The 24,728-nt window shown below is 71.1% G+C and carries 26 protein-coding genes; 12 read left to right on the top strand and 14 right to left on the bottom strand.

The annotated features are described in order from the left end of the window. From VIG76_RS00020 to VIG76_RS00035, 4 genes are all read right to left on the bottom strand, one after another. Positions 1-515, bottom strand: a 515-nt coding sequence (locus VIG76_RS00020) for an SDR family NAD(P)-dependent oxidoreductase (RefSeq protein WP_331949718.1), incomplete at its 3' end; no start/stop codon positions are given. A 20-nt stretch (positions 516-535) separates the two neighbouring features. Next, the gene (locus VIG76_RS00025) at positions 536-1,408 is read right to left on the bottom strand and encodes an NAD-dependent epimerase/dehydratase family protein (RefSeq protein WP_331949720.1); all 873 of its coding nucleotides are present in this window, start codon (positions 1,406-1,408) and stop codon (positions 536-538) included. Positions 1,409-1,658: 250 nt separating this feature from the next. Continuing rightward, a complete protein-coding gene (locus tag VIG76_RS00030; RefSeq protein WP_331949722.1) occupies positions 1,659-2,627 on the bottom strand; it encodes a sugar phosphate isomerase/epimerase family protein in 969 nt (322 codons plus the stop codon). After that, positions 2,624-3,589 (bottom strand): sugar phosphate isomerase/epimerase family protein, encoded by a 966-nt coding sequence (locus tag VIG76_RS00035; RefSeq protein WP_331949724.1) that lies wholly within the window; start codon positions 3,587-3,589, stop codon positions 2,624-2,626. Before VIG76_RS00035 ends, VIG76_RS00030 begins: the two co-directional genes overlap by 4 nt. Positions 3,590-4,005: 416 nt before the next feature. Here VIG76_RS00035 and VIG76_RS00040 point away from each other — a divergent pair, with 416 nt between their 5' ends. After that, positions 4,006-5,106, top strand: coding sequence for a hypothetical protein (locus VIG76_RS00040; RefSeq protein WP_331949726.1), 1,101 nt, complete (start codon positions 4,006-4,008; stop codon positions 5,104-5,106). A gap of 213 nt (positions 5,107-5,319) precedes the next feature. Here VIG76_RS00040 and VIG76_RS00045 read toward each other — a convergent pair whose 3' ends face one another. Further along, entirely contained in the window at positions 5,320-6,207 is an 888-nt protein-coding gene (locus tag VIG76_RS00045; RefSeq protein ID WP_331949727.1) for an MBL fold metallo-hydrolase, read from the bottom strand. 180 nt (positions 6,208-6,387) lie between these two features. Here VIG76_RS00045 and VIG76_RS00050 point away from each other — a divergent pair, with 180 nt between their 5' ends. Then, positions 6,388-6,870, top strand: a complete 483-nt coding sequence (locus VIG76_RS00050) for a heme-degrading domain-containing protein (protein WP_331949728.1) — start codon at positions 6,388-6,390, stop codon at positions 6,868-6,870. A 32-nt stretch (positions 6,871-6,902) separates the two neighbouring features. Here the strand turns inward: VIG76_RS00050 and VIG76_RS00055 are convergent, their stop codons facing one another. Then, complete coding sequence (locus VIG76_RS00055) at positions 6,903-8,849, bottom strand: FAD-dependent monooxygenase (RefSeq protein ID WP_331949730.1); 1,947 nt, start codon at positions 8,847-8,849, stop codon at positions 6,903-6,905. Positions 8,850-8,952: 103 nt separating this feature from the next. Between VIG76_RS00055 and VIG76_RS00060 the strand changes: the two genes are divergently transcribed. The 6 genes from VIG76_RS00060 to VIG76_RS00085 are packed head-to-tail and all read left to right on the top strand — an operon-like array spanning position 8,953 to position 15,423. Beyond that, positions 8,953-10,431: a fumarylacetoacetate hydrolase family protein gene (locus VIG76_RS00060; RefSeq protein WP_331949732.1), complete on the top strand. Its 1,479-nt coding sequence runs from the start codon at positions 8,953-8,955 to the stop codon at positions 10,429-10,431. Then, entirely contained in the window at positions 10,428-11,114 is a 687-nt protein-coding gene (locus VIG76_RS00065) for a GntR family transcriptional regulator (protein ID WP_331949734.1), read from the top strand. The genes VIG76_RS00060 and VIG76_RS00065 overlap by 4 nt, the downstream gene beginning before the upstream one ends. Next, on the top strand, positions 11,111-12,685 hold the full coding sequence (hpaE, locus tag VIG76_RS00070; protein ID WP_331949736.1) for a 5-carboxymethyl-2-hydroxymuconate semialdehyde dehydrogenase: 1,575 nt from the start codon (positions 11,111-11,113) through the stop codon (positions 12,683-12,685). Before VIG76_RS00065 ends, hpaE begins: the two co-directional genes overlap by 4 nt. 44 nt (positions 12,686-12,729) lie before the next feature. Beyond that, positions 12,730-13,848: a 3,4-dihydroxyphenylacetate 2,3-dioxygenase gene (gene hpaD, locus VIG76_RS00075; protein ID WP_331949738.1), complete on the top strand. Its 1,119-nt coding sequence runs from the start codon at positions 12,730-12,732 to the stop codon at positions 13,846-13,848. A gap of 10 nt (positions 13,849-13,858) precedes the next feature. Continuing rightward, the gene (gene hpaH / locus VIG76_RS00080) at positions 13,859-14,644 is read left to right on the top strand and encodes a 2-oxo-hept-4-ene-1,7-dioate hydratase (RefSeq protein ID WP_331949741.1); all 786 of its coding nucleotides are present in this window, start codon (positions 13,859-13,861) and stop codon (positions 14,642-14,644) included. Beyond that, positions 14,629-15,423 (top strand): HpcH/HpaI aldolase family protein, encoded by a 795-nt coding sequence (locus tag VIG76_RS00085; RefSeq protein WP_331949743.1) that lies wholly within the window; start codon positions 14,629-14,631, stop codon positions 15,421-15,423. Before hpaH ends, VIG76_RS00085 begins: the two co-directional genes overlap by 16 nt. Before the next feature lie 29 nt (positions 15,424-15,452). Here the strand turns inward: VIG76_RS00085 and VIG76_RS00090 are convergent, their stop codons facing one another. Then, positions 15,453-17,105: a thiamine pyrophosphate-binding protein gene (locus tag VIG76_RS00090; protein ID WP_331949745.1), complete on the bottom strand. Its 1,653-nt coding sequence runs from the start codon at positions 17,103-17,105 to the stop codon at positions 15,453-15,455. Between the two features lie 323 nt (positions 17,106-17,428). Between VIG76_RS00090 and VIG76_RS00095 the strand changes: the two genes are divergently transcribed. Together VIG76_RS00095 and VIG76_RS00100 are read left to right on the top strand one after the other, a co-directional pair. Further along, a complete protein-coding gene (locus VIG76_RS00095) occupies positions 17,429-17,902 on the top strand; it encodes a DUF6325 family protein (RefSeq protein ID WP_331949747.1) in 474 nt (157 codons plus the stop codon). A gap of 34 nt (positions 17,903-17,936) precedes the next feature. Next, positions 17,937-18,065: a hypothetical protein gene (locus tag VIG76_RS00100; RefSeq protein WP_331949749.1), complete on the top strand. Its 129-nt coding sequence runs from the start codon at positions 17,937-17,939 to the stop codon at positions 18,063-18,065. A gap of 73 nt (positions 18,066-18,138) precedes the next feature. On the opposite strand, the gene VIG76_RS00105 is transcribed toward VIG76_RS00100, so the two are convergent. From VIG76_RS00105 to VIG76_RS00130, 6 genes are all read right to left on the bottom strand, one after another. After that, the gene (locus tag VIG76_RS00105; RefSeq protein WP_331949751.1) at positions 18,139-18,606 is read right to left on the bottom strand and encodes a low affinity iron permease family protein; all 468 of its coding nucleotides are present in this window, start codon (positions 18,604-18,606) and stop codon (positions 18,139-18,141) included. 102 nt (positions 18,607-18,708) lie between these two features. Next, positions 18,709-18,813: a 2-oxo acid dehydrogenase subunit E2 gene (locus tag VIG76_RS00110; RefSeq protein WP_331949754.1), complete on the bottom strand. Its 105-nt coding sequence runs from the start codon at positions 18,811-18,813 to the stop codon at positions 18,709-18,711. After that, positions 18,810-19,202: a hypothetical protein gene (locus tag VIG76_RS00115; RefSeq protein ID WP_331949756.1), complete on the bottom strand. Its 393-nt coding sequence runs from the start codon at positions 19,200-19,202 to the stop codon at positions 18,810-18,812. The genes VIG76_RS00110 and VIG76_RS00115 overlap by 4 nt, the downstream gene beginning before the upstream one ends. 211 nt (positions 19,203-19,413) lie before the next feature. Next, positions 19,414-20,004, bottom strand: coding sequence for a PadR family transcriptional regulator (locus tag VIG76_RS00120; protein WP_331949758.1), 591 nt, complete (start codon positions 20,002-20,004; stop codon positions 19,414-19,416). A gap of 36 nt (positions 20,005-20,040) precedes the next feature. Then, positions 20,041-21,462 (bottom strand): vanillate/3-O-methylgallate O-demethylase, encoded by a 1,422-nt coding sequence (gene ligM / locus VIG76_RS00125; protein WP_331949760.1) that lies wholly within the window; start codon positions 21,460-21,462, stop codon positions 20,041-20,043. 118 nt (positions 21,463-21,580) lie between these two features. Then, on the bottom strand, positions 21,581-22,459 hold the full coding sequence (locus VIG76_RS00130) for a methylenetetrahydrofolate reductase (protein WP_331949762.1): 879 nt from the start codon (positions 22,457-22,459) through the stop codon (positions 21,581-21,583). Between the two features lie 287 nt (positions 22,460-22,746). Here VIG76_RS00130 and VIG76_RS00135 point away from each other — a divergent pair, with 287 nt between their 5' ends. After that, complete coding sequence (locus VIG76_RS00135; protein WP_331949764.1) at positions 22,747-23,619, top strand: patatin-like phospholipase family protein; 873 nt, start codon at positions 22,747-22,749, stop codon at positions 23,617-23,619. Positions 23,620-23,718: 99 nt separating this feature from the next. Further along, the gene (locus VIG76_RS00140; protein ID WP_331949766.1) at positions 23,719-24,282 is read left to right on the top strand and encodes a dihydrofolate reductase family protein; all 564 of its coding nucleotides are present in this window, start codon (positions 23,719-23,721) and stop codon (positions 24,280-24,282) included. Between the two features lie 20 nt (positions 24,283-24,302). Here VIG76_RS00140 and VIG76_RS00145 read toward each other — a convergent pair. Beyond that, positions 24,303-24,728 (bottom strand): ester cyclase (locus tag VIG76_RS00145; protein ID WP_331949768.1); only part of this gene is annotated, 426 nt, incomplete at its 5' end.

Consider the following 24,728-nt stretch of genomic DNA (forward strand, 5'->3'; position numbering starts at 1 on the left):
GCCGTGATGCCGAGCGGGGCGACCTCCTTCCGGAGCGACAGGGTGAGCGCCTCGATCGCGGCTTTGACCGCCGCGTAGTAGCCGGAGCCCTCCGGCGCCACATGCGCGCCGATCGAGGAGAGGTTCACGATGGTGCCCGTCCGCCGTGCGCGCATGCCGGGCAGGACCGCCTTGATCATCCGGACCGAGCCGAAGAGCTGGGTGTCGAAGAGCCGGCGCACATCCGCGTCGTCGCCCTCCTCGACCGCCGCGCGGTACCCGTATCCGGCGTTGTTGATCAGGACGTCGACGGGGCCGAACCGCTGCTCCGCCGCTCGCATCGCGTCAGCGACCTGCCCGTCGTCCGTCACGTCGAGCGCGACGGGGAGCGCGGAGGCCGGGTAGCGGTCCGTCAGCGGCGTGACGGCTTCGAGGTTCCGCGCGGTGACCACGACGTCGTGGCCGGCGTCCAGCGCGGCCTCCGCGAACGCGTGGCCGAGGCCGGTGGAGCAGCCGGTGATGAGCCAGGTGGACATGGAGTTCCTGCTTTCGTCGTTCAGCCGCGCAGCGCGCGGCCCTCGGTGTCCAGGTGGTCGCGCCACGAGCGCTTCGCGGTCCACCCGAGCATCCGGCGAGCCTTCTCGGTGGAGATCCCGGACGCGTCCGGCCGGTCGAGCGGGCCCAGCTCGATCTGGTCGCCGTAGTAGCGGTGCAGCATCTCGGCGAAGTCGTGCCCGCCGGCGTTGTCGGCGGCCGCGATGTAGAACACCTCGTGCCCGGGGAGGTCCGACTCGACCGCGAGCACCAGGGCATCCGCGAGGTCGTCGGCGTCGATGTAGCTCCAGAAGTTCGCCGACAGGTTCGACGGGTCGCGCACCTGCTTCCCGAGGTTCGACTCGTAGTTGTCCTCGTTGTGGACGGTCGACGGACGGATCGAGATCGCGCGCAGGTCGGAGCGCCGCACCGCCGCATCCATCAGCTGCTCGCCGAAGGACTTCGACAGCGCGTACGGATCCTGGGGGCGCAGCGGATGCTGCTCGTCCATGGGGAGGTAGTCGGGCAGGAACGGCCGCTCGGGGAAGAAGTTGCCGACGATGCTCTCGCTGGACACGTTCACGAACCGGCGCAGCCCGAAGCGCACCGCCGCCTCGACCAGGTTGAAGGTCGACATCAGATTGGTCTGGAACACCACGTGGGGCGGGTTCCCGGTCGGCTGCGGGATGGCGGCGGTGTGGACGACCGCGTCAGCGCCGGCCACGACCGAGTAGGCCGATCCGGCGTCCGTCAGGTCGGCCATCTGATAGCGGCCGGGCACCACGACTCCGGCATCGAAGACGGGGCGGACGAGATCGACGCCCAGCACGTCGTGTCCCGCATCGACGAGGGCGCGCACCGCCGCTCGCCCGACCTTCCCACGCGAACCGCTCACCACGACCTTCATACGGACCTCCCCCGATCCGCCGCGCCCCGCACCCCGACAACTCGCATGGCGTCCTTCCTGTCGACCTGTCCGAGACGGAGCGTAACGAGGAGAGAACGGCACCACCCGTGAGCGCCGGCGGCGCCGGATCCACGACCAGCGATGCGGCAGGTCGGTCGTGGGCGAGCTCGACGCCCGCCGCTCGCCGCTCGCCGCACGCCGCTCAGGCGGCCCGCGCGGCATCCGGCCCGGGGCGCTCCTACTTCGCGATCCCGAGCTCGTGCTGCAGGAACCAGCTGTTCAGCATGCACAGCTCGGCCGGGTTGCCGCCGTGATCGCTCTCGACGACGACCCATCCGCCGTACTCGTGGGCCCGGAGGGCGGCGACGAACGCCGGCACGTCGACGAGGCCGCCCTCGGTGCCGAGCTCGAAGAACCAGCGCTCGATGCGTCGTCCCGCCCCACCGCGGAGCATCGTCGCCTCGGCGCCGGGCATCCGGTACTCGTCGCCGGAATCCCGGAACGGCGTGTCCTTCAGGTGGACGTGCGTCACCCGGTCCGCGTGCCGCTCGTAGAAGGCGACGGGGTCGATGCCGCCGATCGTGAACTCGGCCGTATCGAGCGCGAGTCCGACGAGCGCGAGGTCGGTCGCTTCGAGGAAGGCCTCGAGATCCTTCTCGGAGTGGATGGCGGACAAGCAGTCGTAGTGGACGGAGAGGTTGACACCGCTCGCCGCGGCGAGCTCGCCGACCCGGTTCCAGAGGCTCCCGACCAGGCGGATGGTGCCGGCGTCGAACGGGGCGCCCATCCACGCCGACCGGGTGGGACGGGCGACGAGCCGGTCGGAGCCGACCTGGGCGAGGAAGTCGACGAACGGCTTCGCGGATTCGACGATCGCGTCGTGGTCGGCGGGGTTCTGCGGGAGGAGGAACGCCCAGCCCTCCTCCTCGACCGGCTGGAACGGGTCCCAGAAGAAGCTCGAGACGCCCGTGATCGAGCCGCGCGCGAGGAAGTCCCGGAGCCCGGCGGCGTCACGATGGTTCTGCCAGATGACCTCCGGCCGGCTCAGGTTGTCCCACCGGCCGGTGCCGGACGCGAGCTCGAGGTGGTCGAAGCCGCATGCTGCCGCCGTCTTGAAGGCCCGGATCTGCTCCTCGTGCCGCACGAAGACGTCCAGTCGGATGTTCCACTGGTTCAGCGCGTACGACCACTTCAGGGTGTCCTTCATGCGCCGACCTCCACAGGGGTCGTCTCGGCCTGCGCATCCCGCAGCACCGTGTCGATGTACCACTTCGCGGTCGCGGTGGCCTCGGCATAGCTGCCGCCGCCGAGCTCCGCCTTGTCGTGCTCGACCGTCAGCCAGCCGTCCCAGCCGGACGACAGGATCTCCTTCATCAAGGCCGGGAAGTCGACGAGGCCGCCCTCCGTCCCCATCTCGTAGAACCACCGGGTCACGTGCGGCGCCATGAGCTCGGGGTCGGGCGGGGTGCGGTACGCCTCGTGCACGTCCACGTCGTGGGTGTCCTTGAAGTGGAAGCCGGTGCATCGGTCCCGGTAGTCGCGGAACAGCTGGAGAGGATCGACGCCCGCGATCGTGTGCTGGGCGGTGTCGCAGAAGAAGTGCACGAGGGAGGGATCGGTGTACTCGAAGAAGAGGTCGATCTGCTCCCTGGTGCGGATCGCGCCCCAGAACTCGAAGTGGCAGGTCGTCGTCATGCCGTGCTCGAGCGTCATCGCGCCGACTCGGTTCCAGAGGTCGCCGACGACCTTGATGGTCTCGTCGGTGACCGGCTCGGTCTGGTGGTAGGTCGACGTCGGCATGACGATGAAGTTCTCGACCGAGAGCCCCTCGAGCGCCTGGACCGTGCGCTCGCTGTCCGCGAAGATCCGGTCGTGCGTCTCCCGCACATGCGGCGCCGTGTACTTCGTCGCCCAGGGGTAGGCGGAGAAGACGCCGGTGATCTTGTCGAACCCGTTGGCCTGGAGGAACTCCTCGAAGCCCTTCACCGAGCCGTACATGCCGGCGTAGATCGGCAGGTAGAAGAAGAAGGTGTCGAACCCGGTGAAGCCGAGCGCGGACAGCTGCTTGATGTAGCGGTCCATGTACGCCCGGTTGAACGAGGGCGGCTGCGGTCCCTGAGGCGTCTGCGTCACCCAGTGGTCCATGTACGACCACTTCGTCCAGGTCATGCGCGCCCGCTCACGAGAACCGAGTCGAGCGCCCCTGGCGCTCCGACGAGCCGATCCATCCGGGCGTCCTCCCCTTCGAGGGACCGGCGCCGTGGCGGCCGGTTCAGTTCAGTGCGCGAAGCAGCGCTGGCGCGATATTTGCACAGAATCTACGGAAAGCAAAGGAGGTCCCGCCAGAGGCGCTCGCCCCGGACGGGCTGCCCGTCACGCCTCATCGCACGGGCTCGCCGTGGGTATCTGCATGATCTATGCCTCCCATCAGGAAGTCCCGGTTCCCTGATCTGGACCTGCTGGTTAGCGTCCGATAGCCGTCAGCAACGCAGCGCGGTCACTCAGGAGGACACCCACCGATGCACTCGAATCCTTCCGCAAGAACCCCCCACCCGATCGGCCGACTGGCCACAGCCCCCACCTGCATGGGCCTCGCCCTCGGGCTCGTGATCGCTTGGCTCGGCGCGAGCCCGAGCCAGGCCGACCCCCGGAACCCCGGCGATGAGGGCACCCACTATCGGCAGATCGCCGACATCTCGGTTCCGACCCCGAACAACGCCCTCTACGGCGACATCATCTACGGCGACCAGCAGTCGGGGCTCGTGTACTTCAGCGACGGCTCCAACTCCACCGTGGACGTCGTGAACGGGCGCACCGACAGGCTCGTCGCTCAGGTTCCTGTCGCCGGCGGTCCGGCAGGCATCGTCACGGACGGCTACGGCCAAGCCTGGATCGGCAGCGGCTCGGGGTCGATCGTCGTCTTGAAGTCCACCCGGCCTTTCACGAAGATCGGCGCGATCCCCGTCGGCGCCCCGACAGCGGACGAGATCGCCTACGACCCGCGCGATCACATCATCGCGGTCACGAGCCCCGACGCGACCGACACGAAGGGGAGACCCACCCCGTGGGTGACCCTCATCGACGCCCGCCCTGGGCACCACCGGGTGCTCGGCCACGTCGTGATCCCCGGAGCGGCCGCCGACTCCATCGAGCAGCCGCAATGGAACCCGGCCTCCTCGACCTTCGTGGAGGCGATCCGTGCAACCACGGACTTCCCGAACGGAGAAGTCGCTCAGATCGATCCCAAGGCGGTCCGGCTGCAGAGCGTCCTGCCGGTGGACGAGACCTGCAACCCGGGCGGCCTGGCAGTCGGACCGAACGATGAAGCCCTCCTCGGCTGCAACGTCGGCGCTCCGGCGCTCATCAGCCTCGCCACCGGCCGCGTGATCCACGTCTACTCCGGCCACGACGCGAGCGGAGCCGACGAGGTCGCCTACGACGCCAAGGACCACCGCTACTACGCGGCCGAGGCCGGAGCCGTCGGCCCCCCGCCGAACCCCCAGCTGAACACACCGACGGTGATGGTCATCGACGCACACTCCCGTCGATTCGTCACCGACATCGCACTCGGCCCGACAGCCCTGGGGTTCCACCAGGTGACCGCCCTCTTCAACCCGGCAACGGTGTTCGTGCCCCAGTCCGACGGGATCCACGTCTACACCTCGCTGAACAAGGGGAAGGGGTGATCACACCGAAGGCGTGACGACCGACGGCTGGACGGAGCTGCCGCGCCGCACCGAGCGGCGCGGCAGCTCCATCGCCGCGCTTCGCGTACATGTGAGGCCGTGATGCGGGACGAGAGGACTCGACGCGTTCCACGGTCCGGGTGACGAACCCCCTAAGAACGCGATGCCCTGCGCTCCGCTCAGCTCCGTGGATGCGGCGCGCTGCTGCGTGCCTCAGGCATGGACCTCGAGCGGACCTCCGTTGAACTCGCGCATGTCCTCCCAGGCGGCGGCGAAGTCGGGGACACGCCCCTCCAGCTCCGCGAGCCGGCCGTGCAGGTCGCCGACGATCCGCTCGGGCTCGAGCAGGCCGGCGAACTCACCCAGGTCCGTTGAGCGTGCGGCGTCCAGCGGCGTGAGGTGCCGCTCATGCGCGTCGTCGGCGACTGCGATCAGGAACCGGAGGTAGCGGGCGACCGGCTCGAGGATCTCCAGGGCGCCGGGCTCGCCGTGGCCGGGCACGACGACCAGCGGGTCGAGCGCGACGAGCTCCTCGAGCGTCGTCAGCCAGCCGCTCGGCGAGCCGGAGATGGAGAACGGCGTGCCGCCGTTGAAGACGAGGTCGCCGGTGAACAGCACCCGCTGGTCTGGCAACCAGACGTACGCGTCGCCCCGCGTGTGGGACGGGCGAGGCGGATGCGTGGCGACGATCCGGCGAGCGCCCTCCTGCAGGACCACCGAGTCCTCGAACGTGGTCGTCGGGATCCGCGGCACCACCCCGCCCTGGTCGAACGGGCCGAAGATGTGCGGCGCGACCGGATGCGGGTGCCGCAGCTCCTCCGCGGCGGTGACGTGGGCGACGATCTCCGCGTCAGGGAGAAGCGACGCACCGTTGCAGTGGTCGGGGTGCGCGTGCGTGTAGACGACACGGTGGATCGGGCCCGCGACACCCGCCGCAGCCTCGAGGTACGCGACGGTCCGGCGCTCCGTCGACGTCATGTCGACGGAGGTGGCCCCGTCCGGGCCGCCGATCAGCCCCATGGTGTTGACCATCCACCCGCCGTCGGGCTGGACGTAGGCGAAGACGCCGTCGGCGACCTCGTCGAGATGCGGGTGGTTCATGATGCGCTCCGGGATCGGCCGATGAGGCGGGGGTCGGAAGGCGAGCGGCATGACTCGGACGCGCTGCGTCGAGGCCGGTTTCGGCACCATGATGTCGAACGCCCGCAGCCGGCGTCGCCCCGTGCGCCCAGCAGGGCGTGAACCGTGAGACCCACCGGCCGCCGATCGAAGGAGACCCGCATGAACGACTTCCCCTCGCTCGAGGAGCTGCTCGCCGATGAGGAGGAGCTGCAGCTCTCGTCCTTCACCCTCGACGACGCCTGGGTTCTCGGCTCCCTGCTGCGGAACCTGGCGATCGAACGCGACCTCCCCGTCGCGATCGACATCCGCCGCGGCGCCCAGCAGGTCTTCCACGCCGCGCTCCCCGGGTCGTCGGCCGACAACGACGACTGGATCCGGCGGAAGGTCCGGGTCGTGGAGCGGTTCGGGCACAGCTCGCTCGCGGTCGGGCAGCAGTGGCGCGACCGCGGCACCTCCTTCGACGCCGCGTCCGGCCTCGATCCTGCCCGCTACGCCGCTGCCGGCGGATGCTTCCCCGTGCTCGTCAGGTCCGTTGGCCCCGTCGGCACCGTCGCGGTGTCGGGCCTGCCGCAGGTCGAGGACCACCGCTTCGTCGTGAGCGCGATCCGGGCCTTCCTCGCGCAGGGGTCCGAGGCGTCCTGACCATCAGAGCGTCGACCCGATCCGGGGCCGCTTCAGAGACGGATCCTGTCGTGGATGCTCCTGATGGGCTCCGGTCGGATCCGCTGCGCCGGCGGCAGCATGTGGCCGGCGAAGAAGCGGGTCAGCTCCTGCCTCGCCGAGATCGGCAGCACGGCGGCGACGTACATGTCGGGCCGGACGACGACGATCGCGCCGTCCCTGCTGATCCCGCGGTCGCGGTGGATGTCGCGGCCGTGGCCGGAGGCGAAGATCTGATTGGTGTCCACGAGACCGAACGGCACCTTCACCGGCTTGAAGGCCGGCGGCACGTCGCTCGGGTCGAACGCCGTGTAGTCCTGCTGGTAGATCACCTTGGTGTCGAAGACGGCGTCGTCGTCGCCGTCACCCGGGGTGTAGAGGACGCGCGGCGAGTCGGGATCCTCCACCCACCAGCGCGCGAAGTCGGCGGTGGGCGTGCCCGCGAGTCCCGGCGCGGCCGCATCGGCGAAGACGTAGACCCGCCACCGGCCGTCCGCCTCGTGCAGATGCCCGAGGTGCATCCAGCGGTTGTCGGCCCGGCGGATCGCCTCAGCCGACTTGAACCGCTTGCCCACCGGGAAGCCGGTGGCGAGGTGCTGATGCTCCGTGCCGAGTGTGATCGGTGACTCGGTGTACTCCGTCATGAAGCCGGCGGGGAACTCCATCGTCGCGAGGTACCAGCGCTCGAGCTCGTCCGGGTCCTCCCACGAGTCCACCGGGCGGGCCATCATCGCCGACCACTCGCGGTCGAAGTCGATGAGGTTCTGCGCGACCACCTTCCGCTCCGCCGCGTAGGTCGCGAGCAGCGACTCCGGGGCACGGCGCTCGAGCACGGCGGCGAGCTTCCAACCGAGGTTGAAGCCGTCCTGGATGGAGACGTTCATCCCCTGGCCGGCCTTCGCGGAGTGGGTGTGGCAGGCGTCGCCCATGATGAAGGCGCGCGGGCTCCGCTGCCCTGAGAGCCCGGCAGGGACGTCGTCGAAGCCGTCCGTGATGCGATGCGCCACCTCGTAGACCGACCACCAGGTCACCGCGCGCACGTCGAGCGAGTACGGCGAGAGGATGCGGTTCGCCGCGTCGATCATCGCTTCGATCGGAGTTTCGCGGACCGCGCCCGCGTCGTGCTCGTCGACCTCCCCGAGGTCCACGTACATCCGGGACAGGTACCCGCCCTCGCGCGGGATCAGCAGGATGTTGCCGGCCGCCTGGGACTGGATGGAGCACTTCACCTGGAAGTCCGGGAAGTCGGTGTTCGCCATCACGTCCATGACGCCCCACGCATGCATCGACGCCTCGCCCTCGAGGCGGTGCCCGAGGGACGCCCGCACGGCGCTGCGTGCGCCGTCGCCGCCGACGAGGTACTTGGCGCGCACCGTGCGCTCCTCGCCCTGCCGCGCGCCCGCCGTGTAGCGGACGCGGGCGGTGACCGCGTACTCCGCTTCGGGGTCGATCGTGCAGTCGACGAACTCGATGCCGTAGTCGGGCACGGCACGGCCCGGCGCGCGGACGGCGTCGCGGAGGAAGTAGTCGAGGATCCGTGACTGGTTCACGTAGATGTGCGGGAACTCGCTGATCCCGGTGGCGTCGTCCGGCGCCCGCGACGCGCGGACGATCTTCGACGGATCATCCGGGGACGGCTTCCAGAAGCACATCTCCACGTTCCGGTATGCCTCGTCGGTCACCTCGGTGGCGAATCCGAACGCCTGGAACGTCTCGACCGAGCGGGCCTGGATGCCGTCGGCCTGTCCCACCGCGAGCCGGCCGGGGCGACGCTCGATCGCGCGCGCGTCGATCGATGGGAAGCGGGAGAGCTGCGCGAGCACGACCACCGCGGCAGGTCCGGTGCCGACGATGAGGACGTCCATCCGGTCGGGCAGCTCGGTGGGCCGGTCGATGCCGTGGCCCGCTGCGGGCTTGACGCGTGGGTCGCCGGATTCGTAGCCGCGGACATGGATCTGCACCGTCACTCCTCGTCGAATGAACCTCATACGGTGCCGTGGACGCGGCCCTCGTGCAATCAGTCCGGATTGTATATGATCCAGCGAGACGGCGAAGGGGCTGGGCGTGACGGATGCAGCATCGAGGTCGAGCGGACTGCCGACCGGCCGCCCCGGCAAGATCATCGCGGTCCACCTCAGCTACCCGTCCCGCGCCGACCAGCGGGGACGGCGCCCGTCCGCGCCGTCCTACTTCCTGAAGCCGTCGAGCTCGGTCGCCGCGACCGGCGGCACGATCGAGCGCCCTGCCGGCACGGAGCTGCTGGCGTTCGAAGGCGAGGTGGCGCTGATCATCGGGTCCGCCGCCCGGCACATCACGGCCGACCAGGCGTGGGACCACGTCGCGTGGGTCACCGCGGGCAACGACTTCGGGCTGTACGACCTGCGCGCGAACGACCGTGGCTCGAACCTCCGGTCGAAGGGCGGGGACGGCTTCACGCCGCTCGGCCCCGGCCTCATCGACGCACGGACGGTCGATCCGGCCGGCCTGCGTGTGCGGACCTGGGTGAACGGCGCCTCGGTCCAGGACGACACCACCGAGGACCTGCTCTTCCCGCTGCCGCAGGTCGTCGCCGACCTCGCCCAGCACCTCACGCTCGAGCCGGGAGACGTGATCCTCACGGGCACGCCCGCCGGGTCGTCCGTCGTCGTGCCCGGCGATGTGGTCGAGGTCGAGGTCGACGCCCCTGGCGCCCCTGGCGCCCCGAGCTCCGGTCGGCTGGTGACCCGGGTCGTGTCGGGCACCCACTCCTTCGACCCGGCCCTCGGCTCGCTGCCGGCCGTCGACGACGTGCAGCGGGCGGAGGCGTGGGGCTCCCGCGCTGCCGCCGGCCTTGCCACTGAGGAGAGCAGTGCGCTTCCGGCCGACCTCCGCGAGAGGCTCGAGAGGGCGCCCGTCGCCGGGCTGTCCGCGCAGCTGCGCAAGCGGGGCCTCAACACCACGAGCATCGACGGCGTGTGTCCGCTCCGCCCCGACCTGAAGCTCGTCGGCGTCGCCCGCACGCTGCGCTTCGTGCCGGCTCGCGAGGACCTGTTCTCCCGCTTCGGCGGCGGGTTCAATGCGCAGAAGCAGGCGTTCGACGCCGTCCAGCAGGGCGAGGTCGTGGTCATCGAGGCGCGCGGCGAGAGCGGCTCGGGCACGCTCGGCGACATCCTCGCCATCCGCGCCCACGCCAATGGCGCCGCCGGCGTCGTCACGGACGGCGGCGTCCGCGATTCCGTCGCGGTCGCCGGCGTCGGGATGCCCGTGTACGCGGCCGGCGCGCATCCGGCGGTGCTCGGCCGCAAGCACGTGCCGTGGGAGACCGGCGGCACCATCGCCTGCGGTGGCGCGACCGTGCAGCCGGGCGACGTGATCGTCGGCGACGCGGACGGCGTCATCGTGATCCCCCGTGATTTCGTCGAGGAGGTCGTCGACGCGACCCTCGCGCAGGAGGCGGAGGACGCCTGGATCGCCGAGCGCGTCGCGGAGGGGAACCCGATCGACGGGCTCTTCCCGATGAACGCGGCCTGGCGCGAGCGGTACGAGCAGGAGCGGCAGCGGTGAGCGGGACGACCGCGATCGAGGCGAGCAAGTCGACCCGCGCCTACGAGTGGATCCGGGACCGCATCCGGTTCCACGAGTACACGCCCGGTCACCGGCTCGTGATCGCGCCGATCGCGGAGGCCCTCGGCATGAGCGCGGTGCCGGTCCGCGAGGCCATCCGGCGCCTCGAGGCCGAGGGCCTGGTCACCTTCGAGCACAACGTCGGTGCCCGCGTCGCGCTCGTCGACGAGCAGGAGTACGTGCACACGATGCAGACGCTCGGGGTCGTCGAAGGGTTCGCGACGGCGCTGTCCGCTCCCGTCCTGCTCGATGCCGACCTCGAGACCGCCCGGGCGATCAACGACCGGATGCGGGGGCTGCTCGACGCGTTCGACTCCACCCGCTTCACCCGGCTGAACCACGACTTCCACGAGGCGCTCTACGCGCGCTGTCCGAACCCGCACCTCCTCGACCTCGTGCACCGCGGCTGGGCGCGCCTGTCCGGCATCCGCGACTCCACCTTCGCCTTCGTGCCCGGCCGGGCCAGCCACTCCGTCGAGGAGCACGACCGCATCCTCGAGCTCATCGCCACCGGCGCCGAGCCCCTCGAGATCGAGCTCGCCGCTCGCGACCACCGCTGGCGCACGCTCGAGGAGTTCCTGCGTGCCCGGCATCCCGACCAGCACCCCCGGAAGGAACCATGACCACGACCAGCGCGGCCCCGGCCCGGCAGCACGTGCCCGCGGAGCTGCCGACACGGATCCAGCACGTCATCGACGGCGAGCGGGTCGACTCCGTCGACGGATCCGCCTTCGACGTGCTCGACCCGGTGTCCAACACGACCTACCTGCAGGCCGCCGCCGGCAAGAAGGCCGACATCGACCGGGCGGTGGCCGCCGCGCGCCGGGCGTTCACCGACGGCCCGTGGCCCCGGATGCTCCCCCGCGAGCGATCGCGGATCCTCCACCGCGTCGCTGACATCGTCGAGTCCACCGACGCCCGCCTCGCGGAGCTCGAGTCCTTCGACTCGGGCCTGCCGATCACGCAGGCGCTCGGCCAGGCGCGGCGCGCGGCCGAGAACTTCCGCTTCTTCGCGGACCTGATCGTCGCCCAGGCCGACGACACCTACAAGGTCCCGGGGCGGCAGATCAACTACGTGAACCGGAAGCCGATCGGCGTCGCCGGGCTCATCACGCCCTGGAACACGCCGTTCATGCTCGAGTCCTGGAAGCTGGGCCCCGCCCTCGCGACCGGCAACACGGTCGTGCTGAAGCCGGCCGAGTTCACGCCGCTCTCGGCCTCGCTGTGGGCGGGCATCTTCGAGGAGGCCGGCGTCCCGAAGGGCGTCTTCAACCTCGTCAACGGCCTCGGCGAGGAGGCCGGCGACGCCCTCGTGAAGCATCCGGACGTACCGCTCATCAGCTTCACCGGTGAGAGCCGGACCGGGCAGCTGATCTTCGGCAACGCCGCCCCGTTCCTCAAGGGCCTCTCGATGGAGCTCGGCGGCAAGAGCCCCGCGATCGTGTTCGCCGACGCGGACCTCGAGGCGGCGATCGACGCGACGATCTTCGGGGTGTTCTCGCTGAACGGCGAGCGCTGCACCGCGGGCTCCCGGATCCTCGTCGAGCGGCCGATCTACGACGAGTTCGTCGAGCGCTACGCCCGGCAGGCCCGGCACGTGGTGGTCGGCCTCCCACATGACCCGGCGACCGAGGTCGGCGCGCTCGTGCATCCGGAGCACTTCGACAAGGTGATGTCGTACATCGAGATCGGCAAGGAGGAGGGGCGGCTCGTCGCGGGCGGTGGCCGGCCTGCCGGCTTCGAGACCGGGAACTTCGTCGCCCCGACCGTCTTCGCGGACGTTCCGCCCGAGGCGCGGATCTTCCAGGAGGAGATCTTCGGGCCCGTGGTGGCGATCACCCCGTTCGACACGGACGAGGAGGCGCTCGCCCTCGCGAACGGCGTCAAGTACGGCTTGGCGGCCTACGTGTGGACGAACGATCTGAAGCGCGCGCACAACGTCGCGCAGGCCGTCGAGGCCGGGATGGTGTGGCTCAACTCGAACAACGTCCGTGACCTCCGCACCCCGTTCGGCGGCGTGAAGGCGTCGGGTCTCGGGCACGAGGGCGGCTACCGCTCGATCGACTTCTACACGCACCAGCAGGCGGTGCACATCACGCTCGGCGAGGTGCACAACCCGACCTTGGGAAGGAGCGGGAAGGCGCCGCACCCGGCCCCGCCGGCCGACGACGAGGCCGACCCCGAGCTGCGCTGACCGGCGCCGAACCCATCGCTTCCGCACCGAGCAGAGAGGCTCGCATGACCAGCACGGCCCCCGACTCCCGGTCCGCCGACCGCATCCCGACGCCGACAGTGCCCGCGCCCGACGTCCTGCGCTGCGCCTCCATGGAGCTGGTCGTCACCGACCTCGCCCGCTCCCGCGACTTCTACGCGGACGTGCTCGGCCTCGTCGTGACGGAGGAGGACGATGACGCGGTCTACCTCCGGACGTTCGAGGAGTTCATCCACCACAACCTCGTGCTCCGCAGGGGGCCGGTCGCGGCGGCCGCCGCCTTCTCCTACCGCGTCCGCTCCCCCCAGGACCTCGATCGCGCTGTCGCGTTCTACGAGGAGCTCGGCTGCCGGGTGGAGCGCCGCGCGGCGGGGTCCACCCGAGGCATCGGCGACTCGGTGCGGGTCGAGGATCCCCTCGGCTTCCCGTACGAGTTCTTCCACGAGGTCGAGCACGTCGAGCGCCTCGCGTGGCGCTACGACCTCTACACGCCCGGCGCCCTCGTCCGCCTCGACCACTTCAACCAGGTCACGCCGGACGTGCCGCGCGCCGTCGCCTACATGGAGGACCTCGGCTTCCGCGTCACGGAGGACATCGAGGACGCAGACGGCACCGTGTACGCGGCGTGGATGCGGCGCAAGCCGACGGTGCACGACACGGCGATGACCGGCGGGGACGGTCCCCGGATGCATCACATCGCGTTCGCGACCCACGAGAAGCACAACATCATCGCGATCTGCGACAAGCTCGGCGCCCTGCGGATGTCCGACCGGATCGAGCGCGGACCCGGCCGGCACGGCGTCTCGAACGCCTTCTACCTCTATCTCCGCGACCCCGACGGACACCGGATCGAGATCTACACGCAGGACTACTACACGGGCGACCCGGACAACCCGCTCGTCACGTGGGACGTGCACGACAACCAGCGCCGCGACTGGTGGGGCAACCCCGTCGTGCCCAGCTGGTACACCGAGGCGTCCCTCGTGCTCGACCTCGACGGCAACCCGAAGCCGGTCGTCGCGCGGACCGACTCCTCCGAGATGGAGGTCACCATCGGCGCCGACGGCTTCTCGTACACCCGCCCGTCCGACGACGAGCTGCCGTCCTGGAAGCAGGGCGAGTACAAGCTCGGCCACCAGCTGTGAAGGATCCCGTGTGCTGACCGATGCCGTGATCACTGCGATCGCCGACGAGCTCGCCGAGGCGGACCGAAACCACGCGCTGATCCCCCGCATCACCGCCCGGTACCCGGACGCCGAGGTGGCGGACTCCTACGCGGTGCAGCGGATCTGGCGGGACCGCGGCGTCGCGGCCGGCCGCCGCCTCGTCGGCCACAAGATCGGCCTCACCTCCAAGGCGATGCAGGCGGCGACCGGGATCAACGAGCCGGACTACGGCGTGATGTTCGCCGACACGGTGTGGGAGAACGGCTCGACGATCCCGTTCGACGACTTCTCCACCGTGCGGATCGAGGTCGAGCTCGCCTTCGTGCTGAAGGACCCGCTCGAGGGCCCGGCCGTCTCGCTGTTCGACGTGCTGGGCGCCACGGACTACGTGACCCCTGCGCTCGAGGTGCTGAACTCCCACATCGAGCTCGAAGGCCGCACGATCGTCGACACGATCGCCGACAACGCCGCGTACGGCGGCATGGTCCTGGGCGGAACACCGAAGCGGCCCGACGAGATCGATCTCCGCTGGGTCGGCGCCCTGCTCCACCGGAACGAGACGATCGAGGAGACCGGCCTCGCCGCCGGGGTGCTCGGCCATCCGGCGACCGGTGTCGCCTGGCTCGCCAACACGCTCCACCAGCACGGCGAGCGGCTCGAGGGCGGCGAGATCGTGCTCGCCGGATCGTTCACCCGGCCGACCTGGATCCGCCGGGGCGACAGCGTGCTCGCCGACTACGGGCCGCTGGGGACGATCACATGCCGCTTCGTCTGAATCCGACGTTCCGCGACCGGCTCGTGGAGGCGACCCGGCCTCTCGCCGGGATGTGGGTGTGCTCGGGCTCGCCGCTGGTCGCCGAGATCTGCGCCGGCAGCGGCCTCGACTGGCTCCTGATCGACATGGAGCACTCCCCCAACGGGCTCGAGGGTGTGCTGGCACAGCTGCAGGCGGTCGCCGCCTATCCCGTCACCCCGCTCGTCCGGGTACCGAGCGGCGACCGCGTCACGATCAAGCAGGTCCTCGACCTCGGCGCCCAGAACCTCCTGGTTCCGATGATCGGCTCCGCCGGCGAGGCCCGGGGGCTGGTCGAGGCGGTCCGCTATCCGCCGGCCGGCCGGCGCGGGGTCGGATCGGCGCTCGCCCGCTCGGCCCGCTGGAACCGCGTCGATGGGTATCTCGAGCACGCGGACGAGCACCTCTCCCTCGTCCTGCAGATCGAGACGGCCGAGGGGGTGGACGCGGCGGCGGAGATCGCGGCCGTCGACGGGGTGGACGGGATCTTCGTCGGCCCCAGCGACCTCGCCGCCTCGATGGGGCTGCTCGGGCAGCAGACCCATCCGGAGGTCGAAGCCGCGGTCCTGCGCGCGTTCGACGCCGTTCGCTCGGCGGGCATCCCGGTCGGCGTCAACGCGTTCGATCCGGCGCTCGCTCAGCGCTACCTCGACGCCGGCGCTGCGTTCGTCCTCGTCGGGGCGGACGTCAGCCTGCTCGCACGCGGATCGGAGGCGCTCGCCGCGCGCTGGTCGGGTGCGCCGGACACCACGCCGGGCTGATGCGGATGCGGCCGGGCCCGCCCGTCAGGTCATCCGTGGGCCTCGATGACCTCCCGCTGGTAGGGCGCGATGACGTCGGGTGAGATACGGCAGTCGAGCACGAGGAACGACCGCTCGGAGACGGGTGCTGCCGCCCAGTCACGGAGCCGCTCGAGGTCGGCGAGGCGGGTGACGGTCACGCCTTCGGCACCGACCGACGCGGCGAGCGCCGCGAAATCGACCTCCGGGATCCGCATCGGCCCAGGCGCAAGGCCCTTGAGCCCGTAGAGGTTCACCTCGGCGCCGTAGGCCGCGTCGTTCCAGACGACCGCGATCCCGCGTCCACCCGCGACGCGGACCGCGCTCTCCAGGTCGGCGAGGGCCATCAGGCCGCCGCCGTCGCCCGTGACGAGCACGATCGCCGGATCCGGGTTCGCTCGCGCTGCGCCGACCACGCTCGGCCAGCCGAGGCCGATGCTCTGATAGGCGGTGCCGACCATGATCATCCGGTCCGGTGCGGCGACGGGCCAGTACATGTTGGGCCAGCCGAGGAAGTGTCCGCCGTCGGAGGTGACGATCCGGTCCTCGGGGAGCAGCTCCGCGAGCCGGATCGCGAGCGCGCGGGGGTCGAGCCGGCCGTCGGCGGCGAGCTCGTCCGCGGGATCCCACGACGACCAGGACGCAGGATCCGCCGTCCACTCCGGGGCGGGAGCGCGCTCGGCGAGCAGGGCGGCGAGCGCCTCGGCGGCGAGCCGGGCGTCGGCGCGCACGAAGACGTCGACCCGCGGGTTCGTCGGGGCCGCCTCGACGTCGATCTGCGCGAGGAGCGCATCCGGAGCGAGGAGCTGCCCGAACCGCATCGTGAACTGGTTGAGGGTGGCACCGAACGCCACGACGACGTCGGCCTCGCGGAGCAGCGCCATGGCGGTGGACTGGCCGAAGCCGCCGACGATCCCGAGGTGGGTGGACGCGTCCGGGAAGATGCCCCGGGCGAGCGCGGTCGAGCCGGTGAGCGCCCCCGCGACCTCCGCCAGCCGGCCCAGCGCCGATCCAGCGCCGGCGAGCCAGGCGCCGCGTCCGGCGAGCAGCACGGGACGGCGCGCGACGGCGAGTCGCTCGGCGATGGGCAGCAACGCGGCACCGAGGTCGTCGGGCGTCGCGGGTTCGGGGCCGGGCTCCGGATCCGCCGGAGCAGCGGGGTCGGCCGGAGCAGCGGGGTCGGCCGCGGCGTGGGCGAGGTCGTACGGGATCGCCAGCACCACGGGGCGCCGGGCCGCCCGCGCGCCTGCGACGGCCTCGGCGACCTGCGCGGTCACGGAGCCCGCTCGGACCGTGACCGTTCGGACGCCGACGGCCGCGGCGAGGGCGGTCTGGTCGACGTCCCACCGCCGCGGACCGGTGGTGGGCTCGGCGCCGGTCACGAGCAGCAGCGGGATCCGCGCCTGCGCGGACTCGGCGAGGGCGGTCAGCGCGTTCGTGAACCCCGCGCCGTACGTCGTGGTGGCCGCCGCGACCCGGCCGCTCGCGCGGAAGTAGGCGTCGGCGGCCACCACGGTCCCGGCCTCGTGCCGGAGCGGCGTGTACCGGACCCCGAAGCGTTCGATCGCATCGATGAAGTAGGCGTTGCCGTTGCCCATCACCCCGAACACGTCGGTGACGGTGGTGGCGAGGGCCTGGGCGACGAGGGCGCTGACGTGAGACACGGGATCCGTTTCGACAGACAGGACGGCTGGTTCCGTATGTGTCTCGCCACGTGGATCGCGGGCTGCGCGCCCCTTTCAAGAGCGCCGGACCTCGAGAGGACCTGACGGGCCGATGCTAGCGAACCCGTCCAGCTCCTGCGCCCGATGGCGACCTGCTCGCGGCGGGGCCGCCCGGCGCTGAGCCCTCGTCGGCGCGCTGGGTCACCTGCCATGGGTGATGCGACGGAAGGCGGGTCGCGAGGATCGTTCCTCCCGCGCGGGCTGCTCCTCTGCGGATGGGGAGCGAGGCGCCTCCGGGCCCCGCGAATGCGAGAGAGCAGCCGATGACGGACACGCAGCTACAGGACACGAACCTCGACGAGCTGGGGCCGGTGGACTTCTTCGTCATCGAGTTCCCCGCCGACAAGGCGAACTTCACGGGTGAGATGGCGGAGGAGCTGACGAAGCTCGTCGACGCCGGCACGATCCGCGTCGTCGACGCGATCATCCTGACGAAGGACGAGACGGGCGTCGTGGACGCCATGGAGCTTGCCGATCTGGGCGACCTCGGGGATCTCGTCTCGATCGAAGGACAGCTCGCGGAACTGCTCGCCGAAGAGGACGTCGAGCACCTCGCCGTGGCGATGGAGCCGGGCAGCATCGCCGGCGTCTTCGTCTACGAGAACCTCTGGGCCGCGCCCTTCGCGTCGGCCGCCAGGCGCGCGGGCGGCCAGCTCGTCGCCAACGGGCGCATCCCGATCCAAGCGATCATCGCCTCGCTCGAGGCCGATGAGGCCCTCGAAGCGACTGGAGCCTGAGATGTTGCGAGCAGCACGAGTCGGACGGGTCGGCGTGGTCCGAGCGCCCGTCGCCAAGGCGGCGGTCGTCGGTGCCGCGGTCGCCAGCCCGGGTGGGCACCCGGTCGCGAAGACCGCGGTGGTCGCCGCGGCGGTGACACCCGGTCGTCGTCGCCGCATCTGAGGGGCGGGAGGTCGCGGCCCGGCTGTGATCATCGTCCGCTCGTGAGGGCGTCCGGTCGCCCGACGGAAGGCGCTCAAGGCCGCGTCGCGCTGACCGGGCGATCCGGCTCGTCCCCGACGAGCGCTTGGGCTCGGTCGCCCCGTCCTCGGTTCGCGAGCGCTTCGAGCTCGTCATCCGGTGCCTCCTCGACGGCGATGAAGCGCCCATCTGCTCGGGGAAGGGCCCGAAGGATCTCGTCGAGCTTGCGCTGCGTGGCGGACTGCTGCCGTGCTTGTGTGTGCTGGATCGCGAACAGCATCACCAGGGTGACCGTCGAGCTCACCACGTAGAGCAGGTTCTCCCACCAGGCCGCGAAGCCGACGGTCGCACCGACGCAGGCCCACGCGAGTACCGCCGCCGCCGCGATGAGCCCTGCGCTCGAGTGCGCGCTCGCCTCCCCGAGTCGATGAAGGAGGATGCTGCCCCAGGAGCGGCCACCCGCGGTCCGACCACGAATCGCGTGGAAGAGCCCCCTTCGCCACCGCGCGCTCCGATTCGACACGCGCGAACGTTACGTTCCGCTCCTGCGCTGCCGCTGACGGCCGAGGGACGTCGGCGTGCCTGAGCCAGCGATGACCGGACCGCCCGCCACGCGGCGGGGACCTCAGAGCAGGATCCGCGGCGGTTCCTCGATCCGTTGGACGAACGCCCGCATCCACTCGGCCGCGATCGCGCCGTCGACCATGCGATGGTCGGCGGAGAGCGTCACCGTCGGAATGCTGGGATCTCGCGACGTCCGGACGCGACGACCCGAAGCCCGGCCCCTCCATAGGCCCCGATCACGGCGGGGACGAGCAGGATCAGCAGGGATGCCGAACCCCACCATCCGGGAGGCAGATGGACGTCCGGGTTCTCCACTCCCACAGCCGTGGTGAGGACGTGCTCGAGCGCCACGGTGCACCCGATCAGCACACCGGCCAGCCATGCTCTGCGCAGCCACACGAATCCGACCAGCCCGGCGCCGACCACCATGCCGTCCGAGGTCGCCTGGTCCGCGACCTCGGACGAGGTCTCGTTCACGACGGCCACCGCGGCCACGACGAGGCCGAGCACGAAGCCGCTGAGCACCGGACCGAGCGCGAGACCACGAGGAAGCATGCCCGTCGCCGCCGACCGCCACTCCTCGGCCTCCCGGGCATCAGGCGCGGAGGCGGCTTCCGCAATGGCTGCGTCGATGGACGATCGTCGCGCCGGTGGAAGGAGTCGCGTGAGATATTCAGCGCTAGCGCCACATGGTGCACCATGGGGCGTCGGGAGTGCGAGGCGGACTTCGTAGCACCTCCGCGTCCTCGCCCGTGGCACCCGCCGGCTACTGCGTCGCCGACCCCAGCCGGTCCACCAGCTCCAGGCCGCGGCGCGCCCAGTCGAGCTCGGTCCGGGCGCGCTCGACGAGGCCCTCGTAGGCGAACCGCTTGAAGGCGATCGTCGCCTCGCGATCCTCGTCGGAGGTGACCGCGAGCCGGCGCACCAGCATCGGGCTGCGGCCGGCGTCGATCCGCTCGATCTCGTCCTCCCACTGCTCGAGCTCGGCCTGCCACTGCTGGATGTGCGCGTTCAGGAACCGGCGCGCGTCCGCGGCCGACGCCGATTCAAGGTAGGCGGCGCGGAGGTGCGCCGGATCCCGGACGCGGAGGTAGTCCATCGGGCTGCGCATCCAGTCGAGGAACGCCGCGTCACCGGCGGGCGTGACGTGGTAGACGCGGCGCATGCCGCGCTCGCCGCGCGTCTGCTCCTCGCCGACGACCAGCGCCTCCGCCTCCATCCGCCGGAGCTCGGGATAGATCTGCGAGCTCGGGGCGTGCCAGACGTGCCCGACCGACAGCGAGAACTGCTTCTGCAGCTCGTAGCCCGACAGCGGCCCGACGCGCAGGAGCGCGAGCAGCGCCATCCGCAGGCTCATGCTCGACGGTACCAAGCCGGCCGGTGCACCTCCGGGCTACCGGGTCGCGGCCGCATCGCCCTGGTAGCCGGTGCGCCACCCGCCGTGGTACTCGGTCCGAGCGACCGTCGAGTACGGGACGGGGCTCACGACGGCCCGCACCTCGGTCTGGACGTGCGGCTCGACGGTCGCCTTTTGGCTGCCGCCGTCGGGCTCCCCCCACACGATTTTCAGCTCGGCGCCCTCGGGAACCCCGGGATCCACAGTGGCGAGGGAGAGGCCACGCCGCTCGTTCGCGCTGTACCCGGTGAACATCGAGAAGCCGACCACTCGGCCGTCCGCGTCGACGACCGAGTCGTAGTTCGCGGACCCGTAGTTGGCGAGCGGCAGGTCGAAGTACTTGTACTGGGGGCCGTCGACATCGAGCACGGAGGTGAGCACCCGGCCGAGGTCCTCGGCGTTCCAGGCGAGCGTCACCTTGTGGCGCTGCGCGGCCGGGTCCATCGCCTCGAGCGCGTCGCGGCCGATGAAGTCGTGGTCGAACTTGACGAACGACCCGTAGCCGAGCGCCCAGGGGGTGAGGTAGTAGTCCTCGATGCGGTCCGAGACGAAGGATCCGGCGAGGGTGCCGGTCGCCTCGTAGCTGTCGGCGCCGAGCCACTCCCGGTAGCCCCGCTCGGCCTCGCCGGTGTAGATGCCGGGCAGCGGCGACGGGATCCAGCCCGACTCGAGGGTGTTCGACGGGTAGGCACGGGAGCCGACGGGCACGAGCCCGAACTCCGCGCCGGCCTCGAGGATCGCGTCGCGGATGCGCCCGTGCAGCTCGTAGGGACCCCAGAGCTCCAGCCCGGGGGCGCCGGCCATGCCGTGCCGGAGGGTGCGCACCTGCTCGCCCGCGACGGTCATCGTCGCCATGTGGAAGAACCGGAGCTGGTCGAGCGGGCCGCCGTTCAGCTTCTCGATCACCTGCCAGGCCGTCGGGCCCTGGATCTGGAAGCGGAAGTAGCGCCGGGACACCGCCGCGCCGTACGGGCGGGAGGGCGAGCGACGGTCGACCTCGATGTCGAGGTCGCGGTAGCCGCCGACCTCGCCGTGGTACATGAGCCAGTTCGCGGCCGGCGCGCGGCCGACGTACACGTAGCGGTCCTCGTCCTCGTGGAAGAGGATCCCGTCGCCGATGACGTGGCCCGAGGAGGAGGTCGGGACGTACTGCTTCGCCCGGTTGACCGGGAACGTGGCGACCGAGTTGATCGCGGTGTCGGAGATCAGCTTGATCGCGTCCGAGCCGGACAGGAACAGGTTGTCCATGTGGTGGGACTGGTCGTAGAGGACGCTCGCCTCGCGCCACGCGCGCTGCTCCCGGCTCCAGCTCGAGAAGTCCGCCGGGACGACGGGATAGATGTAGGAGCCGATCTGGGAGTTCCGGAGGAGCTCGACCGGATCGGTCTCATCGAGGAGCTGCTGCAGGTTCCGGGTCATGGTCGGGCCTTCCGTGTACGTCGTCGGTCGGATGGGGCTGGGTTCAGAAGGCGATCGGATACCGCGCGCCGGCGGCCTGCGGATCGGGCGTGGGCACGAGCCGGGGCACCTTCCCGGATCATCCGGCTCGGCTCGCGGACTCGCCCCGGCGGTAGGCCGTCACCCAGCGGGCCGAGGCCCCCAGGCCGCCGAACGTGTAGAGGTGCAGCTTGACGTCGCCGGCGGTCTCCGTGCGGAGCAGGCGGCCGAGGTCCGTGACGAAGGCGTCCGGCCCCGCCGTGCCCATGAGGTTGGTCAGCGAGAAGCCGTACTTGCGGACGATGGTGGCGTTCGCGCCGACGCCGAACCGGCGCGCGAACGCGAGGAGCCGCTTCACCCCGGCGGGGCCGGGGACGCCGACCCGGATGGGCGCGTCCACGCCTGCGCTGCGGGCCCGGCGGATCCAGTCGACGACCGGGTCGGTCGCGAAGGCGAACTGCGTGGTCACCGAGGCCTCGAGCCGCTGCGCCGCGATCTCGGCGCACTTGTCGGTCAACGCCTGCCAGAGCACGTCGCCGGCGATGTCGGGATGGCCCTCGGGATAACCGGTGACGCCCACCTCCCGGACGCCGTAGGTGGGGAGCACACCGGTGCGGATCACCGAGAGCGCGTCCGGGAAGGGTCCCTCGGGCTCGGCGGGATCACCGCCGACGAGGAAGACGCGCTCGCTGCCGCCGATGTCCTGCAGGCGCCGCAGGTACTCCTCCAGCCGGGCGACCGACCGCAGCCGTCGCGCGGAGAGGTGCGGGACGGGGAGGAACCCGTTGTCCAGCACCGCCTGCACGGCGGTGACGCGCATCGCCAGGTCCTCGTTGCCGAGGAAGGTGACGTTGATCCGGGTTCCGGCCGGGATGGCGTCGCGCGCCTCGACCAGGGCGTCGACGTCCTTGCCGGTCATCTCGAGCGAGTAGTCCGCCAGCAGGGTGGCTGCGCCGTCCTGGAACCCGGTCTCGCTCACGGGACCACCCCTCTCGCGCGTCGGTGCACGTGAGGCGCAACTTACCTCTCTCGATACCTACTGTCCATAGGTAACGAGAACCTGCGGTCAGAAGGCGTCCGGGCGGCCGAGCTCCTGGCGCACGCCGTCCCGGCCGACGAGGCCGGGGTGCGAGGCGGGCATCGGGACGGTCCGCCGAACTCCGGGGCGGCCTGCCCGCTGACCGCATCCGCCCGGCCTCACATCCGCCCGCTGGGAGGATGACGCGAGTCGCCGCGCTCGATGCAGCGGGCGCGGGAAGGACCCTCATGGCGGACCAGGGACCACGACGCGGACTCGTGCTCGGAGGCGGCGGCGTGGCGGGGATCGCCTGGGAGCTCGGCGTGCTCGCCGCCCTGATCGAGGCGGGCATCGACCTCGAGGCCGCGGACGTCGTCGTGGGCACCTCCGCGGGATCCGTCGCGGGAGCGGCGCTCCGGCAGGGCGCCGTGCCGGCCGCGTACGCGCTGCAGTTCGCACCGGCCGAGGAGGAGGCGCCCGAGACGAGCGGCTTCGACGTCGAGCGGTTCCGGGCCGTGGTCGCCTCGGCGCAGGAGCAGCCGGACGAGATCGCCGCCCGGTCGACACTGGGCCGCTACGCGCTGAGCGTGCCGCAGGAACGCATGCCTGCGGCAGCACGTATCGCGATGATCGAATCGCAGCTCCCGGCGAAGGACTGGCCGGAGCGGGACCTCCGCGTCACGGCAGTCGACGCCGAGACGGGCGAGTTCGTGGTCCAGACGCGCGCATCCGGGGTCCCGCTCGCGGCCGCCGTGATGGCCAGCTGCTCGGTCCCGGGTGTCTGGCCCACGATGCCGGTCGGCGGCCGGCAGCTGATGGACGGCGGGGTGCGGTCGGGCACGAACGCCGACGTCGCGGACGACTGCGACGTCGTGCTCATCATCGCCTGCATGCTCGAGCCGGCCAGCAGCGCGACCGGACCGACGATGCGCGAGGTCGCGGCGGAGATCGACGCCCGAGGGCGGGCGCTCGTGGCCGAGGCGGATGCGGCCAGCACGCGCGCCTTCGGGCTGAACCCGCTCCTGATGAGCAGCCGGTCGGGCTCCGCACGCGCCGGCCACGAGCAGGGCGCCCGCATCGCCGCCGAGGTCGCCGCCTTCTGGAACCCCACGTCGAGCTAGGTCCCCGGTCGCCGGGGCGAGGCGTTGAAGCGACGCTCGCCGATCCCTAGGTTGCTGGGACGGATCGCGCTCGGCGGCCGCAGGACGAAGGGGTCCCTCGTGCAGAAGCTCGTCGCGCTGGTGTTCAACTACTCGCTGAACGGCCTCCTGGCCGCCCCGGACACCGGCTTCTGGACGTACTGCTTCGAACTCCTCGACGACCACGGGGGTCCGGACCACGACGACGACACGCTCGAGTTCCTCTCCTCCGCGTCGGCGCACCTGATGGGCCGGGACGCCTACGACGGGATGTCGAAGAACATGCCGACGGCGGTCGACCATCCGTGGTCGCCGATCCTCAACGCGGGGAACAAGGTGGTGCTCTCGACCACCATGCAGACGGCGGAGTGGGCGAACACCAGCATCATCTCCGGCACCACCGAGGAGCTCGACCGGCTGCGGGAGGGCGACGGGCACGTCGTCGTCTGGGGCGGGGTGCGGACCTGGCGGTCGCTGATGGCGCTCGACCTGATCGACGAGTTCCGGATCAGCATGTACCCGTACGTCACGAGCAAGGGCACGCTCATGTTCGACGACGTGCCGGAGGGCTACCGGCTCGACCTGGTGTCGAGCACGCCCTCCACCGGTGGCCTGATCGAGCTGCACTACCGGCGCCACCGCTGAACCCGGGCCGCCGAGCGCGGCTAGGGATGGGTCGGCGGCGGCCCGAGCAGTCCCGCCTGGTGCAGGAGGGCGAACCGGTCCGGGACGCCCCAGTGCTCGACGAGCATGCCGTCGGCGAATCGGCAGATGTCGACGACGAGGAACGAGACCTCGCGCCCCGTCCGCGGTTCACGTCCGCGCGCCCGCATCCGTGCCCACACCTGGTCGCCGTGCTCGACGAGGTCCTCGATGGTGAGCACCAGATCCGACACGGACCGTCGGGCGTCGGCGATCTGCCCTTTGAGGATCTCGGGGCCGGGCACGCCCTCGGGTGCGAGGTACTCGTGCTCGATGAGGTCCACCGAGCACACCTCGTCCGCCACGGACAGGTCGCCCTGGTTGAAGCCCCGGTCGATGATGGCGGTGAACAGCTCGCCGTTGCGCGTCACGCCGCCATCGTGATCCTC

Source organism: Amnibacterium sp. (assembly GCF_036559085.1).
In the GTDB taxonomy this organism is placed as follows: domain Bacteria; phylum Actinomycetota; class Actinomycetes; order Actinomycetales; family Microbacteriaceae; genus Amnibacterium.

What these genes read in the sequence shown, in the direction of transcription:
- VIG76_RS00045 (WP_331949727.1), bottom strand. Translation starts at nt 6,207, where the DNA reads ATGAACCACCCGCATCTCGACGAGGTCGCCGACGGCGTCTTCGCCTAC.
- VIG76_RS00135 (WP_331949764.1), top strand. Translation starts at nt 22,747, where the DNA reads ATGGCGGACCAGGGACCACGACGCGGACTCGTGCTCGGAGGCGGCGGC.
- VIG76_RS00120 (WP_331949758.1), bottom strand. Translation starts at nt 20,004, where the DNA reads ATGAGCCTGCGGATGGCGCTGCTCGCGCTCCTGCGCGTCGGGCCGCTG.
- VIG76_RS00095 (WP_331949747.1), top strand. Translation starts at nt 17,429, where the DNA reads ATGACGGACACGCAGCTACAGGACACGAACCTCGACGAGCTGGGGCCG.
- VIG76_RS00030 (WP_331949722.1), bottom strand. Translation starts at nt 2,627, where the DNA reads ATGAAGGACACCCTGAAGTGGTCGTACGCGCTGAACCAGTGGAACATC.
- VIG76_RS00115 (WP_331949756.1), bottom strand. Translation starts at nt 19,202, where the DNA reads ATGCTTCCTCGTGGTCTCGCGCTCGGTCCGGTGCTCAGCGGCTTCGTG.
- VIG76_RS00050 (WP_331949728.1), top strand. Translation starts at nt 6,388, where the DNA reads ATGAACGACTTCCCCTCGCTCGAGGAGCTGCTCGCCGATGAGGAGGAG.
- VIG76_RS00040 (WP_331949726.1), top strand. Translation starts at nt 4,006, where the DNA reads ATGGGCCTCGCCCTCGGGCTCGTGATCGCTTGGCTCGGCGCGAGCCCG.
- VIG76_RS00035 (WP_331949724.1), bottom strand. Translation starts at nt 3,589, where the DNA reads ATGACCTGGACGAAGTGGTCGTACATGGACCACTGGGTGACGCAGACG.
- VIG76_RS00085 (WP_331949743.1), top strand. Translation starts at nt 14,629, where the DNA reads ATGCCGCTTCGTCTGAATCCGACGTTCCGCGACCGGCTCGTGGAGGCG.
- hpaD (WP_331949738.1), top strand. Translation starts at nt 12,730, where the DNA reads ATGACCAGCACGGCCCCCGACTCCCGGTCCGCCGACCGCATCCCGACG.
- ligM (WP_331949760.1), bottom strand. Translation starts at nt 21,462, where the DNA reads ATGACCCGGAACCTGCAGCAGCTCCTCGATGAGACCGATCCGGTCGAG.
- hpaE (WP_331949736.1), top strand. Translation starts at nt 11,111, where the DNA reads ATGACCACGACCAGCGCGGCCCCGGCCCGGCAGCACGTGCCCGCGGAG.